We start from the raw sequence: 20456 nt of genomic DNA, 5'->3' as shown, positions 1-20456 counted from the left end.
CCTTTTTTTCGTTTGTTCGTCTGTTCGTCCGGATTTGAAATCCGGAGGCTCGATGGATTTGAAATCCCCAATAAATTTTACAAAGCAATTATTTCCTTTTAACCCATAATACGCTAAATTTGGGCAACAATTAACTTAATATGAAAAAATTAATCTTCGCTCTCCTATTTAGCATAACAGGGCTTATTGCCAATGCACAAATAACCGCTCCAGCAACAACGCAGCTTAAAAGCAAGGTAGTTGAAATCGCCTGTGGCGAATGCCAATTCAAAATGACTGGCAAAAGTTGCGACCTGGCCATAAGAGTAGATGGGGTTTCTTATTTCGTAGATGGAAAATCAGTAGACGATTTTGGAGATGCTCATGCTAAACATGGCTTTTGTAATGCCATTAGCAAAGCTGAAGTAACTGGAGAAATTGTAGATAACCGTTTTAAGGCAAAAACAATTAAATTATTGCCTGCAAAGAAAAAAGCATAGGGAGTCAATCTCACGTCTCATATCTCACATCTCATGTCTACGATGACAAAATTATCGGTTAACATTAACAAAATTGCCACCCTACGCAACAGTCGCGGAGGCAATAATCCCGATTTAGTTAAAGTTGCACTAGATTGTGTGCGTTTTGGAGCACAAGGTATAACGGTTCACCCCCGGCCAGACGAACGCCATATCCGTTATCAGGATACATTTGATCTTAAAGCCGTAATTGCTACCGAATTTAATATCGAAGGTAACTGTAAAGAGCAAAAATTTATCGACTTGGTGTTGGCCAACAAGCCTGCGCAAGTAACTTTGGTGCCTGATATTCTTGGTCAAATTACCTCAAATCACGGTTGGGATACCATAAAAGAGCAAGATTACCTAAAAGAAATGGTCGGTCTTTTTAAGGCTAGCGGTATCCGCGTCTCTATTTTTGTAGATCCCGATCTAAAAATGGTGGAAGGTGCGTTAGCCACAGGTACCGATCGTATTGAATTATATACCGAAGCTTATGCAAGCGGTTATCATCAAAACAAAGAAAAAGCGATAGAGCCATACATCGCCGCAGCTAAAAAAGCAAATGAGCTTGGATTAGGCATCAACGCAGGTCACGACCTTGATTTGCACAACCTTAACTATTTTGCGCAACAGATTCCAAACCTGCTTGAAGTTTCTATCGGCCATGCCCTAATTAGTGATGCCCTATATTTAGGCCTTGAAAATACGATACAGCTTTACCTTAAAAAGTTGAGCATGGAGCGAGGAGCGTAGAGCCTAGGTTCGCTTTGCGCCATGCCCCAGGCCCCAAGCCCTACATTAAATTTGCTTTTCACCTAAATCCCAAATATCTTTAAGAAAAACTAATCCTTATGAGAAAGCAATTGTTAATCTTTTTAGCACTTATTGTTATCGCTTTTAGCGGATGTAAAGACGTAGCTAAAATAAATGCCGATGAGGCTGGCGGAGTAATTACCGAATATTTGCAGGCCAATCCAGAATACAAAATTGCCCGCTTCAATTTTGGAGAAATGAAATTTAACAGTGACAGCGAAATGAAAGAGCTAGAAAAATATCGCCAGTTGGCAAACGATGGCTATGTTTCCTTAACGCTGCAGGAAGCAAAGAAGAAATTTCTTTCAAAGGATAGCAGTTATACCTACCTCATTAAACTAACCGAAAAAGCGAGCAACCTCGTATTAAAACAAGAGGAAGACAGGGCCAACGTTAAAGTGGTGATCTACGAACTTGCAAGCGAAAAACCCGTGAACTTTAACCAGGTAAATGATAACAATGCCAAAGTTACCGTTACACTCAAGAAAATAAATACACCTTTTGCCCCTTTCCAAAAAAGCCAAGATGCTAATAGCGATTTCATTACCAAAACCTATCGTTTAAAATTGAATAAGGAAGAAGGATGGAAGGTTGTTAAATAGTATTGAGTATAGCGTAGTGCGTAATGAGACAAGGACTAGGTTCTTTTCAACAATTTTAATTCAATTTTAGTACAGGTCCCAGTGCACTGAGATAACGATCTTCTTTTTATCTGAATTTCTAAATAATTTATATGAAATATATGCGCTGCGTTATCCTCATCCAGTCCCAATACGCTATACGCTCTACGCAATACTATATCCTTAACTTTTTACTTTAAGATAGCTTCCAAATCCTTAACTTTGCGGCAACTTATTATTTATACCGCATGAGTTTAAATATTCATTATCAAGAAGATTTTCAAGACCGCCATATTGCCCCAAATACTGAGGATACTGCGGCAATGCTCAAGACCGTTGGTGTTAGTACCATCGACGAGTTGATTGAACAGACTGTTCCCCAAAAAATTAGGTTAAAACAACCTTTAAATTTGCCAAGGGCAAAGTCTGAGATCGAATATTTAACGGGCTTAAAGCAAACCGCTTCACTAAATAAGGTTTTCAAGTCTTATATCGGCCAAGGGTATTATGATACCTTAACCCCCGGCGTGATTTTACGAAATGTAATGGAAAACCCGGGATGGTATACCCAATACACTCCTTATCAGGCAGAAATTGCACAGGGCCGCTTACAGGCATTATTGAACTTCCAAACCATGGTTATTGATTTAACAGGGATGGAAATAGCTAACGCATCTTTATTGGATGAAGGCACCGCTGCTGCTGAGGCGATGTTTATGCAGTTTAGCCTTCGTAAAAACCAACAGGCTGCTAAATACTTTGTTTCTGAACTTGTATTTGCACAAACCATAGACATCTTAAAAACCCGCGCTAATCCTTACGGCATAGAACTGGTTATTGGCAATCACGAAGAATTTGTTGCCACAGCAGATTTCTTTGGCGCTATTGTTCAATATCCGGCTGGGAATGGAGAAGTTTATAACTACACGGGCTTCGCTGCTACACTTCACGATCAGAATATCAAATTAACGGTTGTTGCCGACCTTTTGAGTTTAACACTGCTAACTCCCCCTGGAGAATGGGGAGCGGATGTAGTAGTGGGCACCTCGCAACGTTTTGGTGTTCCAATGGGATTTGGCGGACCACATGCAGCATTTTTTGCCACAAAAGACGAATATAAACGAGCTATTCCAGGTCGAATTATTGGCGTAACCAAAGACAGCAACAACAACTATGCGTTACGCATGGCCCTACAAACCCGCGAACAGCATATCCGTAGGGATAAGGCAACATCCAATATCTGTACGGCTCAAGCATTATTGGCAATTATGGCCGGATTTTATGCGGTTTACCATGGTCCAACAGGATTGAAACTAATTGCCGAACGCACCCATGGGTTAGCGGTTTCCCTTGCAAAATCTTTGGCCCAAATTGGTTATTCGGTTTCAAGCAAGGTCTATTTTGATACCATCGAAATTAACTTAGGTGATTTAACAGATTCTATCCATAAAGAGTGTTTAGACAACAACATCAATCTTAGTTATAATGCAAGTAAAGTAAGCATTGCGCTTGATGAAACTACAGCCTACGAAGATTTAAAATTATTGATCCGCATTTTCTCAAAAGTTAAAGGAATTGCTTCAGATAATTTAACAATTGTAGAAGAGGTTGAAACCACTATTCCTGCCAATTTACAACGTTCCTCTACCTATTTAACCCATCCGATCTTTAATTCGCATCATTCTGAACACGAAATGTTGCGCTATATAAAATCGTTAGAAGCAAAAGATCTTTCCTTATGCCATTCGATGATTGCTTTAGGTTCATGCACCATGAAGTTAAACGCAACGAGTGAAATGATCCCGGTAACGTGGCCAGAGTTTGGAAAAGTACATCCATTTGCTCCAGCAGACCAAGTTTTGGGCTATTATACCGTATTTAATGAACTGGACAAATGGTTAAGTGAAATTACCGGTTTCGCTGCCATGAGTTTACAACCAAATGCTGGGGCGCAGGGAGAATATGCAGGTTTAATGGTAATCAGGGCCTATCATCAAGATCGCGGTGATCATCATCGTAATATTGCCCTTATTCCTGCTTCTGCACACGGTACTAATCCTGCTTCTGCGGCAATGGCCGGAATGAAAATTATTGTGGTCAAATCCCTCGAGAATGGAAATATTGATGTTGAAGATCTTAGGGCAAAGGCAGAGGAACATGCTGCAAACCTATCCTGTTTAATGGTAACCTATCCATCAACACATGGTGTTTTTGAAGAAAGTATCATAGATATCTGCAACATCATCCACCACAATGGCGGGCAGGTATATATGGATGGTGCAAACATGAATGCACAGGTTGGCTTAACTAGCCCTGCATCTATTGGGGCTGATGTTTGCCATTTAAATTTGCACAAAACTTTTTGTATCCCACATGGTGGAGGTGGCCCTGGCATGGGCCCGATTGGGGTTGCAGCTCATTTGGTTGAGTATTTACCTGGCCATGTGGTAGTTGATATCAATAAAGAAAAATCTATACACGCAGTATCGTCTGCACCCTGGGGCTCCGCCTCCATCCTTATTATTTCCCATGCCTATATTGCTATGATGGGAGCTGAGGGTTTAACCGATGCAACAAAATATGCCATTTTAAATGCCAACTATATGAAAGCGCGTTTAGAGCAGCACTTTCCAGTCTTGTATGCTGGGAGCGAAGGAAGATGCGCACACGAAATGATTTTGGATTGCCGTGGGTTTAAAAACTTTGGTATTGAAGTGGTTGATATTGCGAAGCGCTTGATGGATTACGGTTTTCATGCGCCAACGGTATCTTTCCCAGTGGCGGGAACATTGATGGTAGAGCCAACAGAAAGTGAGCCTAAACACGAACTTGATCGTTTTTGTGACGCGTTGATCGCCATTAGAAATGAAATTGCTGCTGTAGAAAAAGGAGAGCTCGATAAAATAGATAATCCGTTGAAAAATGCACCTCATACTTCTGCAATAGTTACAGCAAATGAGTGGGAACATGCGTACAGCAGACAAACTGCGGCCTTCCCATTACCCTATGTTGCTGCTTTTAAATTTTGGCCGTCGGTTGGAAGAGTAAATGATAGCTTGGGCGACCGTTCTTTAATTTGTGCTTGTCCGCCATTAGAAAGCTACATGGAAGAAGAAGTGGAAGCTTAACTTCGTAAGTTTAAAAAACTTATGAAGTTTGGCGAAATTTAAAACTTACGAAGTTTGAGCAAATTTTAAAAACTTACGAAGTTTGAGCGAGTTAAAAACTTACGAAGTTTGAGCAAAATTTAAACCTTTTTTATCATTTTTACTCTAAATACAACTAGAGTTCGTAGGTTTTAAAAATCTACGAACTTTGTTAAGATAAAAATCTTAACATATGGTAATTTTTAGCTTAAGAAATTTAGATACCTTTACAAAAACTTAAAAAAATTCAGATGAAATTAAAAATCTCTTCAATCTTATTGCTAGCTGTTATTGCTAGTTTCGCATTTGTTGCATTTGTTCCAAAAGACGACGTTTACAAGGTAGACGTTACAAAATCGACTATTTTATGGGATGCCAAAAAAACAGGTGGCGGTCATAACGGTACAGTTGATCTGTCTTCTGGTAGCCTAGCATTTAATGGCAAAAAATTAATTAAAGGTGGTTTTGTTGCAGATATGACTACCATTAAAGATTCTGGTAAAAATGGTGGCCTAGAAAAACACTTGAAAGCTGATGATTTTTTTGGTACTGATACATTTAAAGAAGCCGCATTCATCATAAAAAAAGTGGAAGGATCTGGAACAGCGTTTACAGTTACAGGCGACCTAACCATCAAAGGTGTTACCAACTCGATCACTTTCCCAGTTAATGTAGTATGGAATGCAGATAAAACCATCACTGCTACTGCTGATAAAATTACGATCGATAGAACTAAATATGGCATCAAATTTAAATCTAAATCGGTATTTGCCGACCTAGGTGACAACTTCATCTACGATGAGTTTAACTTAAGCGTAAAATTAGTTGCTTCAAAATAAATTAATTTAATAGAGAAGAAAAAAAGGCTTGATCAATGAGATCAGGTCTTTTTTTTTGTGTAAAACTTATTGTGATTGCCAAATGCAATATCTACCTTAGCCCATCACAACACACACAATACCCAATGTTAGATAGTAAAATCAATCTGTTAGTTATTGATGACGATGATATCAATATCTTTATCATTAAAAAGATTGTCGAAAAAACAGGATTTGATATCGATATGGTTTCCAAAAGTAATGGACAACAAGCAGTTGATTATCTAAAAGAAACGATTTCCAATAATATGCCTCTTCCACAACTTATTTTAATAGACATTAACATGCCTGTTATGAATGGATGGGAGTTTATTGAGGCCTATCAAACCTTAGGAATAGAAATCCCCGTAGACCTCTATATCCTTTCTTCTTCTGTTTATGAGAATGATATCGAAAAAACGAAAAGCTATTCTTCTGTAAAAGGATTTATTTCAAAGCCACTGTCTATGGAGCGTTTAACAGAGTTGATTAAGCCGTTAAGCATATAATCAGTTCGCAGTTTTTCACAAAGGGATGCCTTTAGCACAGTTCGCAGTTTTCGGTTACTATGCCCCTTGGATCATAAATTTTTCGCCATCAAATTTAACATAAGCTTGGCTTTGTGATTTTGAATGGTAGAACAAACACTTCCAGTTTTCGGCAGCTGCCTGTTTACCAAATTCCTCGCGTAGCTCCATTGCCTTACGACCATCGAAATCATATTTGGCAATAAATTTCCGAATAAGTTCTTCTGGTTCTGGCAAAACATCCCCGCCAAAAAAAACTTTTTCTGTTCCATCATCAAATAAAAAAACCTGATGGTAAGGACAATGTGCTCCTGTAAGTTGATAGTTTATCTCGTTTGTTAACTTTCCTGACCCTTCAACTAACTCGATCTGAGCATTTCTTTGCAAAAAATCAAAAATATCTGTGTGATAAGATGATGATGTACTACTGAAAGCACTCTCCCATTCGCCTCGCTGAATCACGTAAGTTGCGTGGGGAAAACTAAGCTCCATTTTGTTATTATGCTGATGGATCATGCCTCCAGAATGATCAAAATGTAAATGTGACATCAGTACAAAATTTACATCTTCTGGATTAAAACCCGCCTTTTTTATATTGTTATGCAGGTTTAACTGGCCTTTCTCATTGCTGTAGCCTAAACCCGTATCACACAAAACCAACATATCATTAAGTTTGATCAAGAAAGGTTGTACATGAATAAAAAGTGAAGCCGGGCGGTCTTTCGGGTTATCTTTTTCGGGGTCAAAAGGAATGAACTTTTTAGAAATATCAACAGAATAAGAACCTTCATGTAATGTAAAAACCGGTAATGACATCGTATTTTTTGAAAAGAAATTTTAATGATATATTTACGAACAATAGCACAAAGATAAAGAACCTGTATGAACTTATGGTCACCGCATTGTGCAAATAAGGATCATAAAAATCTAAGTTTACCCATTTCTTGGGGCAAAAAATAATAACTGAACTAAGCATAATAATAAATGGAAAAAAGATGGGCGCTGCTTGAGCAAGGCGAGATAGAAACAAGTGAGCAGCTGGCCAGCGAATTAAATATAGATCCCTGTTTAGCAAAGATCTTGGTTCAAAGGGGCATTTCTACATTTGAAGAAGCCCGATATTTCTTCAGACCTACCTTAACACAGCTTCATGATCCTTTCTTAATGAAGGATATGGAGCAGGCAATTTTGAGAATTACAAGTGCCATAGCTAGAAATGAAAAGATTTTGGTGTATGGAGATTATGATGTTGATGGAACCACCGCAGTTGCTTTAACCTATAGCTTTTTTAGTGGTTTTACCACTGAGATTGCTTTTTACATTCCCGATAGACATAAAGAAGGATATGGGATATCTACTGCGGGAATTGATTTTGCCCACGCAAATGGGTTTACCTTAATGATAGCCTTAGACTGTGGAATAAGATCAATTGATAAAATTGATTATGCGGCTAGTTTAGGCATTGATTTCATTATATGCGATCACCATTTACCTGGTGATGAACTCCCAAGGGCCGTTGCGGTTCTCGACCCAAAAAGAGCGGATTGCGAATACCCCTTCAAAGAATTGTCCGGATGTGGAATCGGTTTTAAATTAGCCCAAGCGTATTGCCAAGCCAATGGTTTACCCGATGCCCAATATGAGAAATATCTAGACTTGTGCATGGTAAGCATCGCGGCAGACATTGTGCCAATTGTGGATGAAAATAGGGTAATGGCACATTTTGGACTTATCAAGCTTAATCAAGATCCTTGTTGTGGATTAAAAGCCCTCATGCAGATTTCGGGCAAAACAGAAACTTATTCGATAACCGATGTGGTTTTTTTATTGGCCCCTCGTATTAATGCGGCTGGTAGAATGGGCGATGCAAAAGATGCAGTAAAGGTTTTATTAAGTGATGAAGTTGCTCTGGCTGATGAGCAAAGTACATTTATCAATAGTCAGAATACAGATAGAAGAACCTTTGATCAAAGTATAACTTTGGAGGCGCTGGCTATTATTGGAGAGAGCGAAATATTGATAAATCGTAAAACAACAGTGGTTTATCAGCACGATTGGAATAAAGGCGTAATTGGAATAGTTGCCTCACGCTTAACAGAAAAGTACTATCGACCAACCATTGTACTTACCGAATCGAATGGAAATTATACCGGTTCTGCTCGCTCGGTGGCGGGTTATGATCTATACGAGGCACTTTTGTCTTGCAGCGAACTATTGGAACAATTTGGCGGTCATAAATATGCCGCGGGGCTTACCATAAAGCCAGAAAATTTAGCGCTATTTTCAGAAAAATTCGAAGACGTTGTGGCAAAGAGTATCAGTCCGAATTTATTGATTCCCGAAATTAAAATTGATTGTGAGATTAAACTTGCTCAAATTGATGCCAAATTTTATCGTATTCTTTTGCAAATGTCTCCTTTCGGACCACAAAATATGGCTCCTGTTTTTATAAGCAACGGAGTGAAATTGGTTGGCGCTCCGCAACTAGTGGGTACAAATCATTTAAAGTTGAGTGTAAACCAACAAAATTCAGCTATTTTTGATGGCATTGCATTTGGACTGGGTGAGTTTGAATCATTATTAACTCCTAATCAGCTTTTCTCTATCTGCTATACCATAGAAGAGAACGTTTGGAAAGATAAAAAACGCTTGCAGTTAAATATTAAAGGCATAAAAATTGATAAGGACTGAGCAATAGGACAATCTTCAATCTATTCCGATAGTGCCACAGGCATTCCTTTGGAGCTATCGGGACATAAACCGTAAATCGTAATTCTAAATGATTCTAAAAGCCGAAAACCTAGTTAAAAAATACAAACAGCGTACAGTTGTTAACCATGTTTCTTTTGAAGTAAGTCAAGGCGAAATTGTTGGACTACTGGGGCCTAATGGTGCCGGCAAAACAACCTCATTTTATATGATTGTAGGTTTAATTAAACCTAATGAGGGCACAATTCTTTTAGACGGGATAGATATCACCAAAGATCCCATGTACCGTAGAGCGCAAAAAGGGATTGGCTATTTGGCCCAAGAAGCAAGCGTGTTCCGAAAACTTACAGTAGAAGACAATATTATGGCCATTTTAGAAATGACCAAGCTAACCAAAGAAGAACGGCACGAAAAATTAGAAGAACTGATCAACGAATTTAGTCTTCATAAAGTAAGGAAAAATCGCGGAGATCTACTATCAGGAGGCGAGCGGAGAAGAACCGAGATTGCCAGAGCTTTAGCTGCTAATCCCAATTTTATTTTATTGGATGAACCCTTTGCCGGAGTAGACCCTATTGCGGTAGAAGAAATCCAGACCATCGTAGCCAAATTGAAGAAAAAGAACATTGGTATATTAATTACCGATCATAATGTTCAAGAAACCTTATCCATCACCGATAGGGCATATTTACTTTTCGAAGGAAAAATTCTGGAATCAGGAACCCCAGAAGTACTTGCAGCAAATGAAATGGTAAGAAAGGTTTACTTGGGGTCGAATTTTGTACTACGTAGAAAAAATTTATAAAAACAGCACAGATGGCAATTGTAAATTCGATTTTTACTTGGTACATGAAAAAGCGCATCCATCAGATCGAGCTTTTCATGAAATATCCCTTAGACGTGCAGGAAGAATGGTTACATACCCTTATTTCTAGTGCCGAAAATACCGAATGGGGAAAGCTGTACGATTATAAGTCAATTTTAACCATAGGCCAATTTAAGGAACGTGTTCCGATCCAAAATTACGATACACTGAAGCCCTACATCGAGCGGATGCTAAAAGGCGAGCAGAATATCTTGTGGCCCTCAGAAATCAAGTGGTTTGCAAAATCATCAGGTACAACCAGCGATCGCAGTAAATTTATTCCGGTTTCTACAGAAGCCCTGGAAGAATGCCATTTCAAGGGCGGCAAAGACATGATTTCTATCTATTGCAACAATCGCCCCAGCACGCAAATGTTTACTGGCAAGGGATTGGTTCTAGGCGGAAGTCACCAAATTAACCAACTTTATGAAGATATCCAATATGGAGATTTATCAGCTGTGCTCATAAAAAATCTTCCCATGTGGGCAGAATATTATCGGACACCGGATATTTCTATCGCCTTAATGGATAATTACGAAGAAAAAATGGATAAAATGGCTGAGGCCACCATTAAAGAAAACGTTACCAATATATCTGGAGTACCTACATGGACGATAGTCTTGGCCAAAAAGGTGCTAGAGATGACAGGTAAAAAAAATCTGTTGGAGGTTTGGCCCAATCTAGAGCTCTATTTTCACGGAGCGGTAAATTTTACTCCCTATCGGGAACAGTTTAAAGAGCTCATTCCTTCTGATAGCATGTATTATTTGGAAACCTATAACGCTTCTGAAGGATTCTTTGGCATTCAGGATCAAGACAATTCTGAAGAGCTTTTGCTGATGTTGGACTACGGGATTTTTTATGAGTTTTTACCTTTAGAGAACCTAGCCGATGAAAATCCAAAAACCTTATCCTTAGAGCAGGTAGAATTACATAAAAACTACGCCATTATTATTTCTACAAATGCCGGTCTATGGCGTTACCAGATTGGAGACACCGTTCAGTTTACTTCTTTATCGCCGTTTAGGATTAAAATTACAGGCAGAACAAAACATTTTATTAATGCATTTGGCGAAGAACTGATCATTGATAATGCAGAGAATGCGCTAACAAAAGCGTGTACAGTTACAGCGGCCAAAATCCGCGATTATACCGCCTGCCCTATTTATTTTAAAGGTGAAGAAGTTGGCGGTCATGAGTGGATTATAGAATTTGAGACCGAACCTAATGATTTTGTGAGGTTCATTGATGTTTTGGATGAAACCTTACGCGAAATCAACTCCGATTACGACGCCAAACGCTTTAAAGATATGGCATTAAGACGGCCAAAGGTACACAATGCCCCCGAAGATACTTTTTACAATTGGCTTAAGGCCCGGGGCAAATTGGGCGGACAGCATAAAGTACCTCGATTGGCCAATGACCGATTGTATGTAGATGAAATTTTGAAAATGCTCTAATCAAATGGAAAAGAAACTCAGCTATTTCAGATTGGCTTGGCTCTTGTTTTTTTCATTTTTCTTCTTTTTGATGGCTCAGATCACGTTACGTTATATTCCATTTAACAGCGAGGTATCTTTCTTGATGATCAAGCAAACAGAAGTTACCACGGTTAAACCGTATTTAACCATTTTTTATGTACACGTTTACACCGCGATTTTCTGTTTAATTGCCGGATTTACCCAATTTAACAATGCCTTATTGCGTAGCTATCGAAAAGTGCACAGGGTGATTGGTTATCTCTACTTCATCTCCGTGGTCTTTTTTGCCGCTCCCTCTGGGATATTTATCGGCTATTATGCAAATGGCGGATTTTTTGCGCAGACTTCGTTCATGGTGCTGGGGTTTTTATGGCTTTTCTTTACCATTAAAGCGATTTGGGCAATTAAGCTTGGAAAAATTAAATTACATCGTCAATTTATGATGAGAAGTTTTGCGCTCGCTTTTTCGGCCATCACCTTGCGTTTTTGGAAAGTTATTTTAGTATATTTATTTCACCCAGCCCCAATGGACGTATACCAGGTGATAGCGTGGCTAGGTTGGATACCAAATTTATTGTTGATAGAATACTTGATTAGAAGAAAAATTGAAACAGCTCATCTTTATTAGTCTTGCCTCAACTTTACTTTTCGCCTGCAACGGAGCCCATAAATCCGACACATCAGGCACTGCAGAAATTAGTCATAAAGAATGGTATGGCTCTTGGGTCGGCGCTTTTACTCTCGCAAGGCAAGAGGATGGAATCGAAGAAGTTATCGTACCCCCTCACGACAAGATAAACCTCGTAATTAAGAAGATAAGCACCGATTCCATTTTTGGAGAAAGTATTTTGAAAGGCATAAAAAAACCAATAGTCGGAGTTTTTAAAGAGAATAAAGGAAAGTTCATCTTTACATTAAAACAAAATGAAAAAGATACTTTAGGTGGGATTTTCGAGTTTAGCATTAGAAATGATTCCCTTATTGGCACTTGGAAGCCCTATGACAGCCTGTCTTATAAGATGGGGTACACTCTTCTCAAAAAGAAACATATCTACAACGCTAGTTCTATGTTAGTTGGCGAAGGTGGATACATTGATTGGGAAAATGGGAAAGAGGAGAATTCGAGGGAAGTGTACAGACAATCATCTCCGGCAGTTTTTAAACTTAATGCTAGCACAACGGTGTTAAACGAGAAAGAACTGAAAAATTTAAGAAAGCTAGATTTAGAACTGATCAGGAATTGCATCTACGCTAGGCACGGCCTTATTTTTACCGATAAAAAAGCTTGGCAGTTTTTTGATTATGTAGATTGGTACATTCCCCTAAAAGATAATGTGGATAATGAGTTACTGTGCTAGAAAAGGCCAATATTAAACTTCTAAGTAGATTCGAAAAATACGCTACGGACAATTATGAAGCCTATGGGCGATGACGCGCTGAGCGTGGGGCTTAGGCATTTTTGGTTAAATAGTGTTTAGACATCAAGCTTAGGAAAAAATGAACTTACCAACTAAATTCTCATAACCTTACAACAAAATAATGGAAAAGCACTTTTATTACCTTTTGGTTATCGTGTTCTGCACTTCTTGTAATTCAAAACCGCAATCAAAGGTAGAGGAAGAAAAAGCACCTGTTACTGCGGTTGCAGATCAAGAATTAATAGGTTTTTGGGTAGGAGATTTTAAAGCTGTGGAGTTTAAAGCTGATCAACCTTACACAGAAATCAATAAAATCAATATAGCCATTAAAACCATAACGAGGGATTCAGTTTACGGACAAAGTATTGTAGCCGGAAACAGCAGACCAATTATGGGCAAGATTAGAAGAGAAGGCGACAAAATTTTTTTCACTTTAACCGAACCATCTGATGATAAATACGATGGTGAATTCGAGTTTGAATATGCGAATGGATTAATTAGTGGAACATGGACCGCATTTAATAAAACTTTGGCCGTTACCAAAAGATCTTATGAATTAAGTAAAAAGCAGTTCACGTATGTTCCCACCGTAATGCTCGATACAAACGATTATAGCGACTATTACAATACAAAAACCAAGACCATAACGGATACATTAGAAAATGGGGAAATCATAAAGCATACGGATGAGTTTCGTAGAAAGGGAAGTGAAAAAGTCTACACTATTAACTCATCCATACATGTCTTTACCGAAGATGAACTGAAAAACTATAAAAAGATAGATTTAGAGATTTTAAGAAATACTATTTTTGCTAGGCATGGTTATTCCTTTAAAGAAAAGATCTATCGCAATTTTTTTGATAATGCAGCGTGGTACATCCCTGTTTCAAATGATATTAAAGCGGAGTTGACCGTAGTTGAAAAAGAAAATATAAAACTATTCAAGAAATTTGAAAAATACGCTACCGATAATTACGACACCTACGGCAGATAGTTTTAGGTACGCTTATTGATAGCTTATCCGAAACCTAAACTATGAATTATTATAAATTAAAAATTCTCTTCTCTACGTTCACAAAACTTGCACAATCGTTAATAAATAATAAAAATAAGACACTAGCCAAGGTTCAAGAAGGCAGTAAAAAGGCCATCAAGAATAAAATAGAATTAACAACTGTTTGGGAAAACCTACAACTCCTTTTTTCTGTTGCCAAAGATTATTCAACAGGTGCCTATACTGCTATTCCTAAAGGCTCTATTATTGCGATAATTGCAAGTTTACTTTACTTTCTTTCACCGATAGATCTCATTCCAGATTTTATTCCTGCCTTAGGTTTTATTGATGATATTTATATTCTAAGCATGGTTTTTAGACAGGTCTCTAAAGATCTGGATAAGTACAAGGCTTGGAAAACTGCAAATAATAAAATTATTGCAATCTAACGCTTTCCGCTCTACGCCTACCGCCTATCTCCAAGCGCCTATCTCCAAGCGCAAAATTTGCTTTTCACATTTTTTTTGGTTAAGTTTAAGTAGCTAACCAATAAACGATTATGAGAACAGTTCAACAAATCCTAAATAGCAAACCCGTTCAGATATTCAGTGTAACACCTGACACTTCAGTTTTAGATGCACTTAAACTGATGACAGAGAAGAATATCAGTGCTGTGCTTATTATGGATCAGGAAAATATGCTGGGTATTTTCACTGAGCGTGATTATGCCCGTAAAATTGTGCTACTGGGTAAATCTTCAAAAGATACGCCAATTAGCGAGGCAATGACCGCTACTCCTATCACTGTAACACCAACAGATAGTATCGAACTGTGTATGCAGATCATGACTGATAAACACATTAGGCACTTGCCTATCGCAGAAAGCAACAAAATAGCCGGAATGGTTTCCATCGGCGATGTGGTAAAATTTATTATCGCAGACCAGAAGCAGACGATATCACAGCTTGAAAGTTACATCAATAGTTAGATAAGGATTACACCGATTAAAAAAAGATTACACCGATATATTTCACCATCTCCATTCCCCAGCAATCTGTAAAGGCAGTTTTAAATTCTGGCCTTCTAAAAACGCTTGTAGATCTTTTTCGCTTTGTTTCTTCACAGGAATCACTGGTGTATTGGCTAAAGCATAGGTTTGCATAGCCGAATAACGAACTGTATTTTTCATTCCCTGCTCATCAACAAGTTTAAACGTATCACCATCAGAGTGGTAGTAGGGACCAGCATTATTGGGTAATTTTCCTCCATATCCGCCCCCCGTTGTTATGCCTTCAAGCATAAATGGCTGATGGTCGCTATGTAAACCTGCAGCAGCCTGGAATAAGTTCTTGTAACCTGTGTCAATCTTTGCGATAGTTTCACCCCAACCTTTAAGCAAAGGTTCCATCTCCTTACGTGTAGTTGTAGCTCCTTTGGGATCATTAGACATATCGTAGTTTAACATATAGCTGATCTGATTAATCGTCCCGTCTTTTTTTGCTTGTTCAACATATGCTTTAGAGCCTAATAAGCCCTGCTCTTCACCCATAAACAGTACAAATTCTACAGTTCTCTTGGTAGTTAATTTGAGTTTCTTAAAAGTTCGTGCCATATCGATTACAGAAAATGATCCAATGCCGTTATCAATAGCTCCAGTAGCCAAATCCCAACTATCTAAATGTCCACCAACTACGATTTTTTCATTAGGAATGGTGGTTCCTTTAAAGGTGGCAATCACATTTCTTGCTTTGATTAATCCAGAAAAGTTAGTCATTGCTATTGCGCCAACCTGACTTTCGTTCTTCATTTTTTCCTTTAATGCCATGCCATCTTCCAGTCCGATGCAAACAGCTGGAATTGGAATTAACTTGCCGGTAACGGAAGCGGTACCGGTTAGCAACACCCCATTTGGGACCCCATTTATAATAATAACACCAACCGCACCGTATCTTGTAGCGATGGCAGTTTTTTCAGAACGATGCAAAGATGGGGTGCCTTGTGGCGATCCGGGGAGGACACCCAAATAAATCAACGCTATTTTCCCCTTAACCTTATCACCTAATCCCTGATAATCTGATTCCAATCCGTTGCCTACATCAATTAATGCGGCCTGTACGTTAGCACTTACTGGCGAATGGGCCAGAGTTACAGCTTTTACAGGAGCTAGGTTATTTGCACTACTTCCAATTTTAACCAAAATCGATCTTCTGTCCCAACTCTCTACTTCAAACGGTTGAAATCTTACTTTGCATCCATATGATTTCAATAAATTGTACACGTATTCTTCCGCCTTTGCCCCATTTGTCGACCCCGTTAACCGATGACCAATTGATGTTGTTGCATCTTTTAGTGTAGCATAAGCCTTAGAATTGGTTTGGACCTCTGCATTAATCTGCCTAAAAACCCGATCATAATTTTCTTGTGCGCTAGCCGAAAACCATATGCTCGTTAAGGCCAATAAAAAGAATTTCTTCATTGTGATTATTTTTTGCTGAAAGTAAGATTTTTTATTATGATTTCACCGATTAAGATGATTACACCGATTAAATGATTACACAGATTATGTGTCAACTGCAAACTAACTTTCAGCGCGCTTTGCTTTTTTAGGAAACATCAAAGAAGCCACAATACTTGACGTTAAAATAAACAGAATTACAAGTAACGAATGTTCAGTAGTAAAGCCCCATATCTTTAGATAATGGTGAGCTAGCATTTTTACCCCAATAAAAGTGAGCAGAAACGCCAGACCGGTTTTAAGGTAATGGAACTTATGGATGATGTTAACCAAAAGGAAAAACATAGATCGTAATCCCATAATGGCAAAAATGTTAGAGAAAAATACAATATATGCATCTTTGGTAACCGCAAAAATAGCTGGGATGGAGTCCACCGCAAAAATAAGGTCTGTAAATTCAACGATTAACAGCACTAAAAATAAAGGCGTAATTAACCTTTTCCCATTAATTTTATGAAAGAAATTATTGCCTTCGTAGCTGGGGTGGATGGCGAAAAACTTGGAGGCGAACCTCACAACAGGATGTTTTTCTGTATCTATCTTTTCTTCATCATCTTTGGAAAGAAACATTTTTATTCCTGTAAATACCAAGAAAGCGCCAAATACATATAAGATCCAAGAGAATTTGTTAATAAGCGCTGCACCGGCAAAAATAAAGATGAAACGCATGATGATAGCTCCTAAAATACCCCAAAACAGTACACGGTGGTAATATTTTTCGGAAACTGCAAAGGCGGAAAATATCAATACGATTACGAAAATATTATCAACAGAAAGTGCGTATTCGATTACATATCCCGTTAAGAATTCTATGCCAAGGTTTTGGTTATAAATCTTAATGCTTTCTGTCAAATTTCCGGGAACCAAGGTAATTTGATGCTGATGCGCCTTTACCACCTGTTCTAACTTACTAAAACTATTGATGCCATGTAGCTCCTGCCCTTCTAAAACCAAGAGAAAATAAAAGCCAACCGCTAAAAGCACCATTACAAAGCTCATTATGCCGGCTTGTTTAAGGCTTACAACATGATCTCTTTTACTAAATAGCCCCAAATCCAATGCTAAAATAAGCACGATAAAAAGTAAGAAACCACCAATAAATAAAAGTTCGTTCGACATTATTTTTTACGTTCTGTGGTATATCTTACCAATTGTTCCAATCCAGTTCGGGCTTCACTTTCTTTAAATTGGTATAAGATATCAAAAGCTTTTTGTTGATATTCTAGCATTTTTTGGTCGGCATAGTGCACACCATTCTTGCTATTTACAAAATCAATTACTTCCTGTATCTTTTTAGGATCATCCTGATGATTTTTTACCAAATTAATTATTTTCTTCCGTTCCGATTTTTCAGCTTTGTTTAAAGCATAAATTAAGGGCAACGTTACTTTTTTTTCTTTGATATCAATGCCTAACGGCTTTCCTACATCGTCTGTGCCAAAATCAAAGGTATCGTCTTTAATTTGAAAGGCTATTCCAACCATTTCGCCAAAGAGACGCATTTTTTCAATGGTATCAGCATCAGCTCCTGCAGATGCAGCCCCACAAGCACAACAGGAAGCAATTAAAGAAGCGGTTTTTTGTCTAATTACATCGAAATACAATCCTTCGCTAATGTCCATTCTCCGTACTTTTTCGATCTGCAATAACTCGCCTTCGCTCATTTGCTGAACTGCTTCCGATACTATTTTTAACAGTGCAAACTCGTTATTGTTTACCGAAAGCAATAATCCTTTGGCTAATAAATAATCTCCAACCAAAACGGCGATCTTATTCTTCCATAATGCGTTGATAGAAAAAAAGCCCCTCCGCTCGTAAGCATTATCAACTACATCATCATGAACCAGAGTTGCGGTATGCAAAAGCTCGACCAAAGCCGCACCACGATGGGTTGATTCGATAATACCCCCACATAGCTGCGCTGCAAAAAACACAAACATCGGCCGCATCTGCTTGCCTTTTCTTTTTACGATATAATGGGTAATTCGGTTCAACAGTGGAGCATCACTGTGCATAGAATCCTTGAATTTTGCTTCAAATGCATCAATCTCTGCGGCAATAGGGAGTTTTATCTGATTTATTCCTGGCATTCAAAAAAATGTGTTTGCAAACTTACTTAAATTCCATTAAAACCGTATTTTTAATCAAACTATTCATAAATTATAGATGAAAATATTCTTAGGTATCCTGTGTGTGGTCGTATTAATTTTAGTAATCATTTACTTTATCGGGCCCAAACCCACCCATCCCATATACAATACAAAATTACCTACGGTGGCTACGCTATCGGCATTGCCTGCTTACGTTGCTTTGCAGGAATCAACTTTTAAGGTTAAACCTGGAAATGAGGCAGAAATTATTTGGGCAGATTCTACGCATCAGCAAACGCCATATGCGATTGTTTACCTGCATGGATTTTCTGCTTCAAAAGAAGAAGGTAACCCAGCTTATGACTATCTAGCTAAAGCATTACATGCTAATCTGTATCTGGCCCGCTTGGCAGATCACGGATTGGATACTATCGCACCACTGCAGTACTTTACTGCAGACCGCTTATGGGAAAGTGCTAAACAAGCATATGCAATAGGTAGAAAATTAGGGAAAAAGGTAATCTTGGTAGGAACATCCACAGGTGGCACATTGGCCCTGCAATTGGCGGCAACCTACCCGGAAGTGAATAGCTTAGTGCTCATGTCTCCAAATATAGCCATCAACGATCCAAACGCGTGGTTGTTAAATGATCCGTGGGGACTGCAGATTGCCCGTAAGGTTACTGGTGGGGAAGAAAGAAAGGTAGATGGGAAAAGTCCGGTGTACAAAAAATTCTGGTATACCAATTATCGGTTGGAGTCTGTGGTACAACTTGAAGAAATGATAGAAAGTAGCATGACCAAACCACTTTTTGAGAAAGTGAAACAGCCTGTACTGATGCTTTATTATTACAAAAATAAACAAGAACAAGACCCCGTGGTTAAGGTTGATGCCATGCTCAAGATGTTTGATGAATTGGGCACACCTGCAGCTAAAAAACAAAAAATTGCTGTTCCTGGTGCAGGAAACCATGTCATTGGATCATCCATAACCAGCAAAGACATCGAAGGAGTTGAACATGCCATGGATGGGTTTATTAAGGCGAGGTTGGAGGAAGGCGGAGGCTAAAGAAGGTGGAAGGTTGCTGTCTAGAAAGCAATGGCAGTGGTTCTTTTGAAAGTGCAGTCCCGCCATTCACTCAATCTTTTGCAACCTCGTAGGTTCTGTAGAACCTACGAGGTTGTTGCAAAAGGATTTTCGTTGCTGTCGGGTTTAGACAAAAAAAGGCAATGCAAAGCATAAACAAATTAATCGTACAAGCAATTCTTAAAATGAACTTTGAATTAGAAAATGAATTAATACCAAGCCTTGGTTCGGATGAAAAACTAATCTGGACAGGAAAACCCAAAGCAGGCCTCCGATTTTCGTCTTCCGATGTTTTTTTGATTCCTTTTAGTTTAATGTGGGGAGGCTTCGCTGTAATTTGGGAAAGTTCTGTAATCGCATCAGGAGCACCGTTTTTCTTTATGATTTGGGGCATCCCATTCGTAGCTGTAGGGTGTTACATGATTTTTGGTAGATTTTTCTTCGACGCAGCAAGAAGGGCCGGTACAATTTATGGCTTAACAAAGAATCGGGTTATTATTAAATCAGGGGTTTTCAGCAAGGAAACAAAATCATTGAATATTAACACCATTTCTGATATATCTTTTACTCAAAATGCGGATGGAAGCGGCACTATCACTCTAGGCCCCGTGCCTTTTGGAATATCTTTTATGAATAATCCTAGCTGGCCTGGCAGAAATCAGGTACCTAAACTCGAACTTATCGAAAATGTAAAATTTGTATATGACCAGCTCATTTCAGTGCAAAATAAGTATTAGGTATTTCCTCATTTCAATACAGAATAGCTAAAATAAAAGATGGAAATCAACATAGACACCTTGATTATCACTTCATTATAATTTTCATTATTATTGC

Annotated in this window: 20 protein-coding genes; 16 read left to right on the top strand and 4 right to left on the bottom strand. The window is 38.5% G+C overall.

Features of this window, described 5'->3' with window-relative positions:
- Nucleotides 1-140: 140 nt before the first annotated feature.
- The 6 genes from AC6H0V_RS17905 to AC6H0V_RS17880 all read left to right on the top strand — a co-directional run bounded on the left by AC6H0V_RS17905 (nt 141) and on the right by AC6H0V_RS17880 (nt 6445).
- A complete protein-coding gene (locus AC6H0V_RS17905) occupies nt 141-479 on the top strand; it encodes a DUF6370 family protein (RefSeq protein WP_497561572.1) in 339 nt (112 codons plus the stop codon).
- A gap of 42 nt (nt 480-521) precedes the next feature.
- Nucleotides 522-1253: a pyridoxine 5'-phosphate synthase gene (locus AC6H0V_RS17900; protein WP_497563394.1), complete on the top strand. Its 732-nt coding sequence runs from the start codon at nt 522-524 to the stop codon at nt 1251-1253.
- 98 nt (nt 1254-1351) lie between these two features.
- Nucleotides 1352-1915 carry a hypothetical protein gene (locus AC6H0V_RS17895; protein ID WP_497561571.1) on the top strand — a complete coding sequence of 188 codons (564 nt, stop codon included), beginning with the start codon at nt 1352-1354 and terminating at the stop codon, nt 1913-1915.
- Nucleotides 1916-2181: 266 nt separating this feature from the next.
- Entirely contained in the window at nt 2182-5061 is a 2880-nt protein-coding gene (gene gcvP, locus AC6H0V_RS17890; RefSeq protein ID WP_497561570.1) for an aminomethyl-transferring glycine dehydrogenase, read from the top strand.
- A gap of 269 nt (nt 5062-5330) precedes the next feature.
- Nucleotides 5331-5918, top strand: coding sequence for a YceI family protein (locus tag AC6H0V_RS17885; protein WP_497561569.1), 588 nt, complete (start codon nt 5331-5333; stop codon nt 5916-5918).
- A gap of 125 nt (nt 5919-6043) precedes the next feature.
- Complete coding sequence (locus AC6H0V_RS17880; RefSeq protein ID WP_497561568.1) at nt 6044-6445, top strand: response regulator; 402 nt, start codon at nt 6044-6046, stop codon at nt 6443-6445.
- 57 nt (nt 6446-6502) lie between these two features.
- Here AC6H0V_RS17880 and AC6H0V_RS17875 read toward each other — a convergent pair whose 3' ends face one another.
- Entirely contained in the window at nt 6503-7279 is a 777-nt protein-coding gene (locus AC6H0V_RS17875) for an MBL fold metallo-hydrolase (RefSeq protein WP_497561567.1), read from the bottom strand.
- A 168-nt stretch (nt 7280-7447) separates the two neighbouring features.
- Here AC6H0V_RS17875 and recJ point away from each other — a divergent pair, with 168 nt between their 5' ends.
- The 8 genes from recJ to AC6H0V_RS17835 all read left to right on the top strand — a co-directional run bounded on the left by recJ (nt 7448) and on the right by AC6H0V_RS17835 (nt 14918).
- Entirely contained in the window at nt 7448-9154 is a 1707-nt protein-coding gene (gene recJ, locus AC6H0V_RS17870) for a single-stranded-DNA-specific exonuclease RecJ (protein ID WP_497561566.1), read from the top strand.
- A gap of 88 nt (nt 9155-9242) precedes the next feature.
- Nucleotides 9243-9977, top strand: coding sequence for an LPS export ABC transporter ATP-binding protein (gene lptB, locus AC6H0V_RS17865; protein WP_497561565.1), 735 nt, complete (start codon nt 9243-9245; stop codon nt 9975-9977).
- An 11-nt stretch (nt 9978-9988) separates the two neighbouring features.
- Nucleotides 9989-11497: a GH3 auxin-responsive promoter family protein gene (locus AC6H0V_RS17860; RefSeq protein WP_497561564.1), complete on the top strand. Its 1509-nt coding sequence runs from the start codon at nt 9989-9991 to the stop codon at nt 11495-11497.
- A 4-nt stretch (nt 11498-11501) separates the two neighbouring features.
- Nucleotides 11502-12146, top strand: a complete 645-nt coding sequence (locus tag AC6H0V_RS17855; RefSeq protein ID WP_497561563.1) for a DUF2306 domain-containing protein — start codon at nt 11502-11504, stop codon at nt 12144-12146.
- Complete coding sequence (locus AC6H0V_RS17850; RefSeq protein ID WP_497561562.1) at nt 12124-12876, top strand: YARHG domain-containing protein; 753 nt, start codon at nt 12124-12126, stop codon at nt 12874-12876. Before AC6H0V_RS17855 ends, AC6H0V_RS17850 begins: the two co-directional genes overlap by 23 nt.
- A 181-nt stretch (nt 12877-13057) precedes the next feature.
- Nucleotides 13058-13930 (top strand): YARHG domain-containing protein, encoded by an 873-nt coding sequence (locus AC6H0V_RS17845; RefSeq protein WP_497561561.1) that lies wholly within the window; start codon nt 13058-13060, stop codon nt 13928-13930.
- Nucleotides 13931-13971: 41 nt separating this feature from the next.
- Complete coding sequence (locus AC6H0V_RS17840) at nt 13972-14379, top strand: YkvA family protein (RefSeq protein ID WP_497561560.1); 408 nt, start codon at nt 13972-13974, stop codon at nt 14377-14379.
- 110 nt (nt 14380-14489) lie between these two features.
- Nucleotides 14490-14918 carry a CBS domain-containing protein gene (locus AC6H0V_RS17835; protein ID WP_497561559.1) on the top strand — a complete coding sequence of 143 codons (429 nt, stop codon included), beginning with the start codon at nt 14490-14492 and terminating at the stop codon, nt 14916-14918.
- A gap of 42 nt (nt 14919-14960) precedes the next feature.
- Here AC6H0V_RS17835 and AC6H0V_RS17830 read toward each other — a convergent pair whose 3' ends face one another.
- The 3 genes from AC6H0V_RS17830 to AC6H0V_RS17820 form a co-directional block, all read right to left on the bottom strand.
- Nucleotides 14961-16406 carry a M28 family peptidase gene (locus tag AC6H0V_RS17830; protein WP_497561558.1) on the bottom strand — a complete coding sequence of 482 codons (1446 nt, stop codon included), beginning with the start codon at nt 16404-16406 and terminating at the stop codon, nt 14961-14963.
- 102 nt (nt 16407-16508) lie between these two features.
- Nucleotides 16509-17564 carry a TerC family protein gene (locus AC6H0V_RS17825; RefSeq protein WP_497561557.1) on the bottom strand — a complete coding sequence of 352 codons (1056 nt, stop codon included), beginning with the start codon at nt 17562-17564 and terminating at the stop codon, nt 16509-16511.
- Entirely contained in the window at nt 17564-18535 is a 972-nt protein-coding gene (locus tag AC6H0V_RS17820; protein ID WP_497561556.1) for a polyprenyl synthetase family protein, read from the bottom strand. The genes AC6H0V_RS17825 and AC6H0V_RS17820 overlap by 1 nt, the downstream gene beginning before the upstream one ends.
- A gap of 76 nt (nt 18536-18611) precedes the next feature.
- On the opposite strand from AC6H0V_RS17820, the gene AC6H0V_RS17815 reads away from it, so the two are divergent.
- Both AC6H0V_RS17815 and AC6H0V_RS17810 read left to right on the top strand, forming a co-directional pair.
- On the top strand, nt 18612-19604 hold the full coding sequence (locus tag AC6H0V_RS17815) for an alpha/beta hydrolase (protein ID WP_497561555.1): 993 nt from the start codon (nt 18612-18614) through the stop codon (nt 19602-19604).
- A gap of 161 nt (nt 19605-19765) precedes the next feature.
- Entirely contained in the window at nt 19766-20359 is a 594-nt protein-coding gene (locus tag AC6H0V_RS17810) for a PH domain-containing protein (RefSeq protein WP_497561554.1), read from the top strand.
- Nucleotides 20360-20456 lie beyond the last annotated feature (97 nt).

The organism is Pedobacter sp. NO84, assembly GCF_059703915.1.
This window is presented reverse-complemented; position numbering and strand designations above follow the sequence as displayed.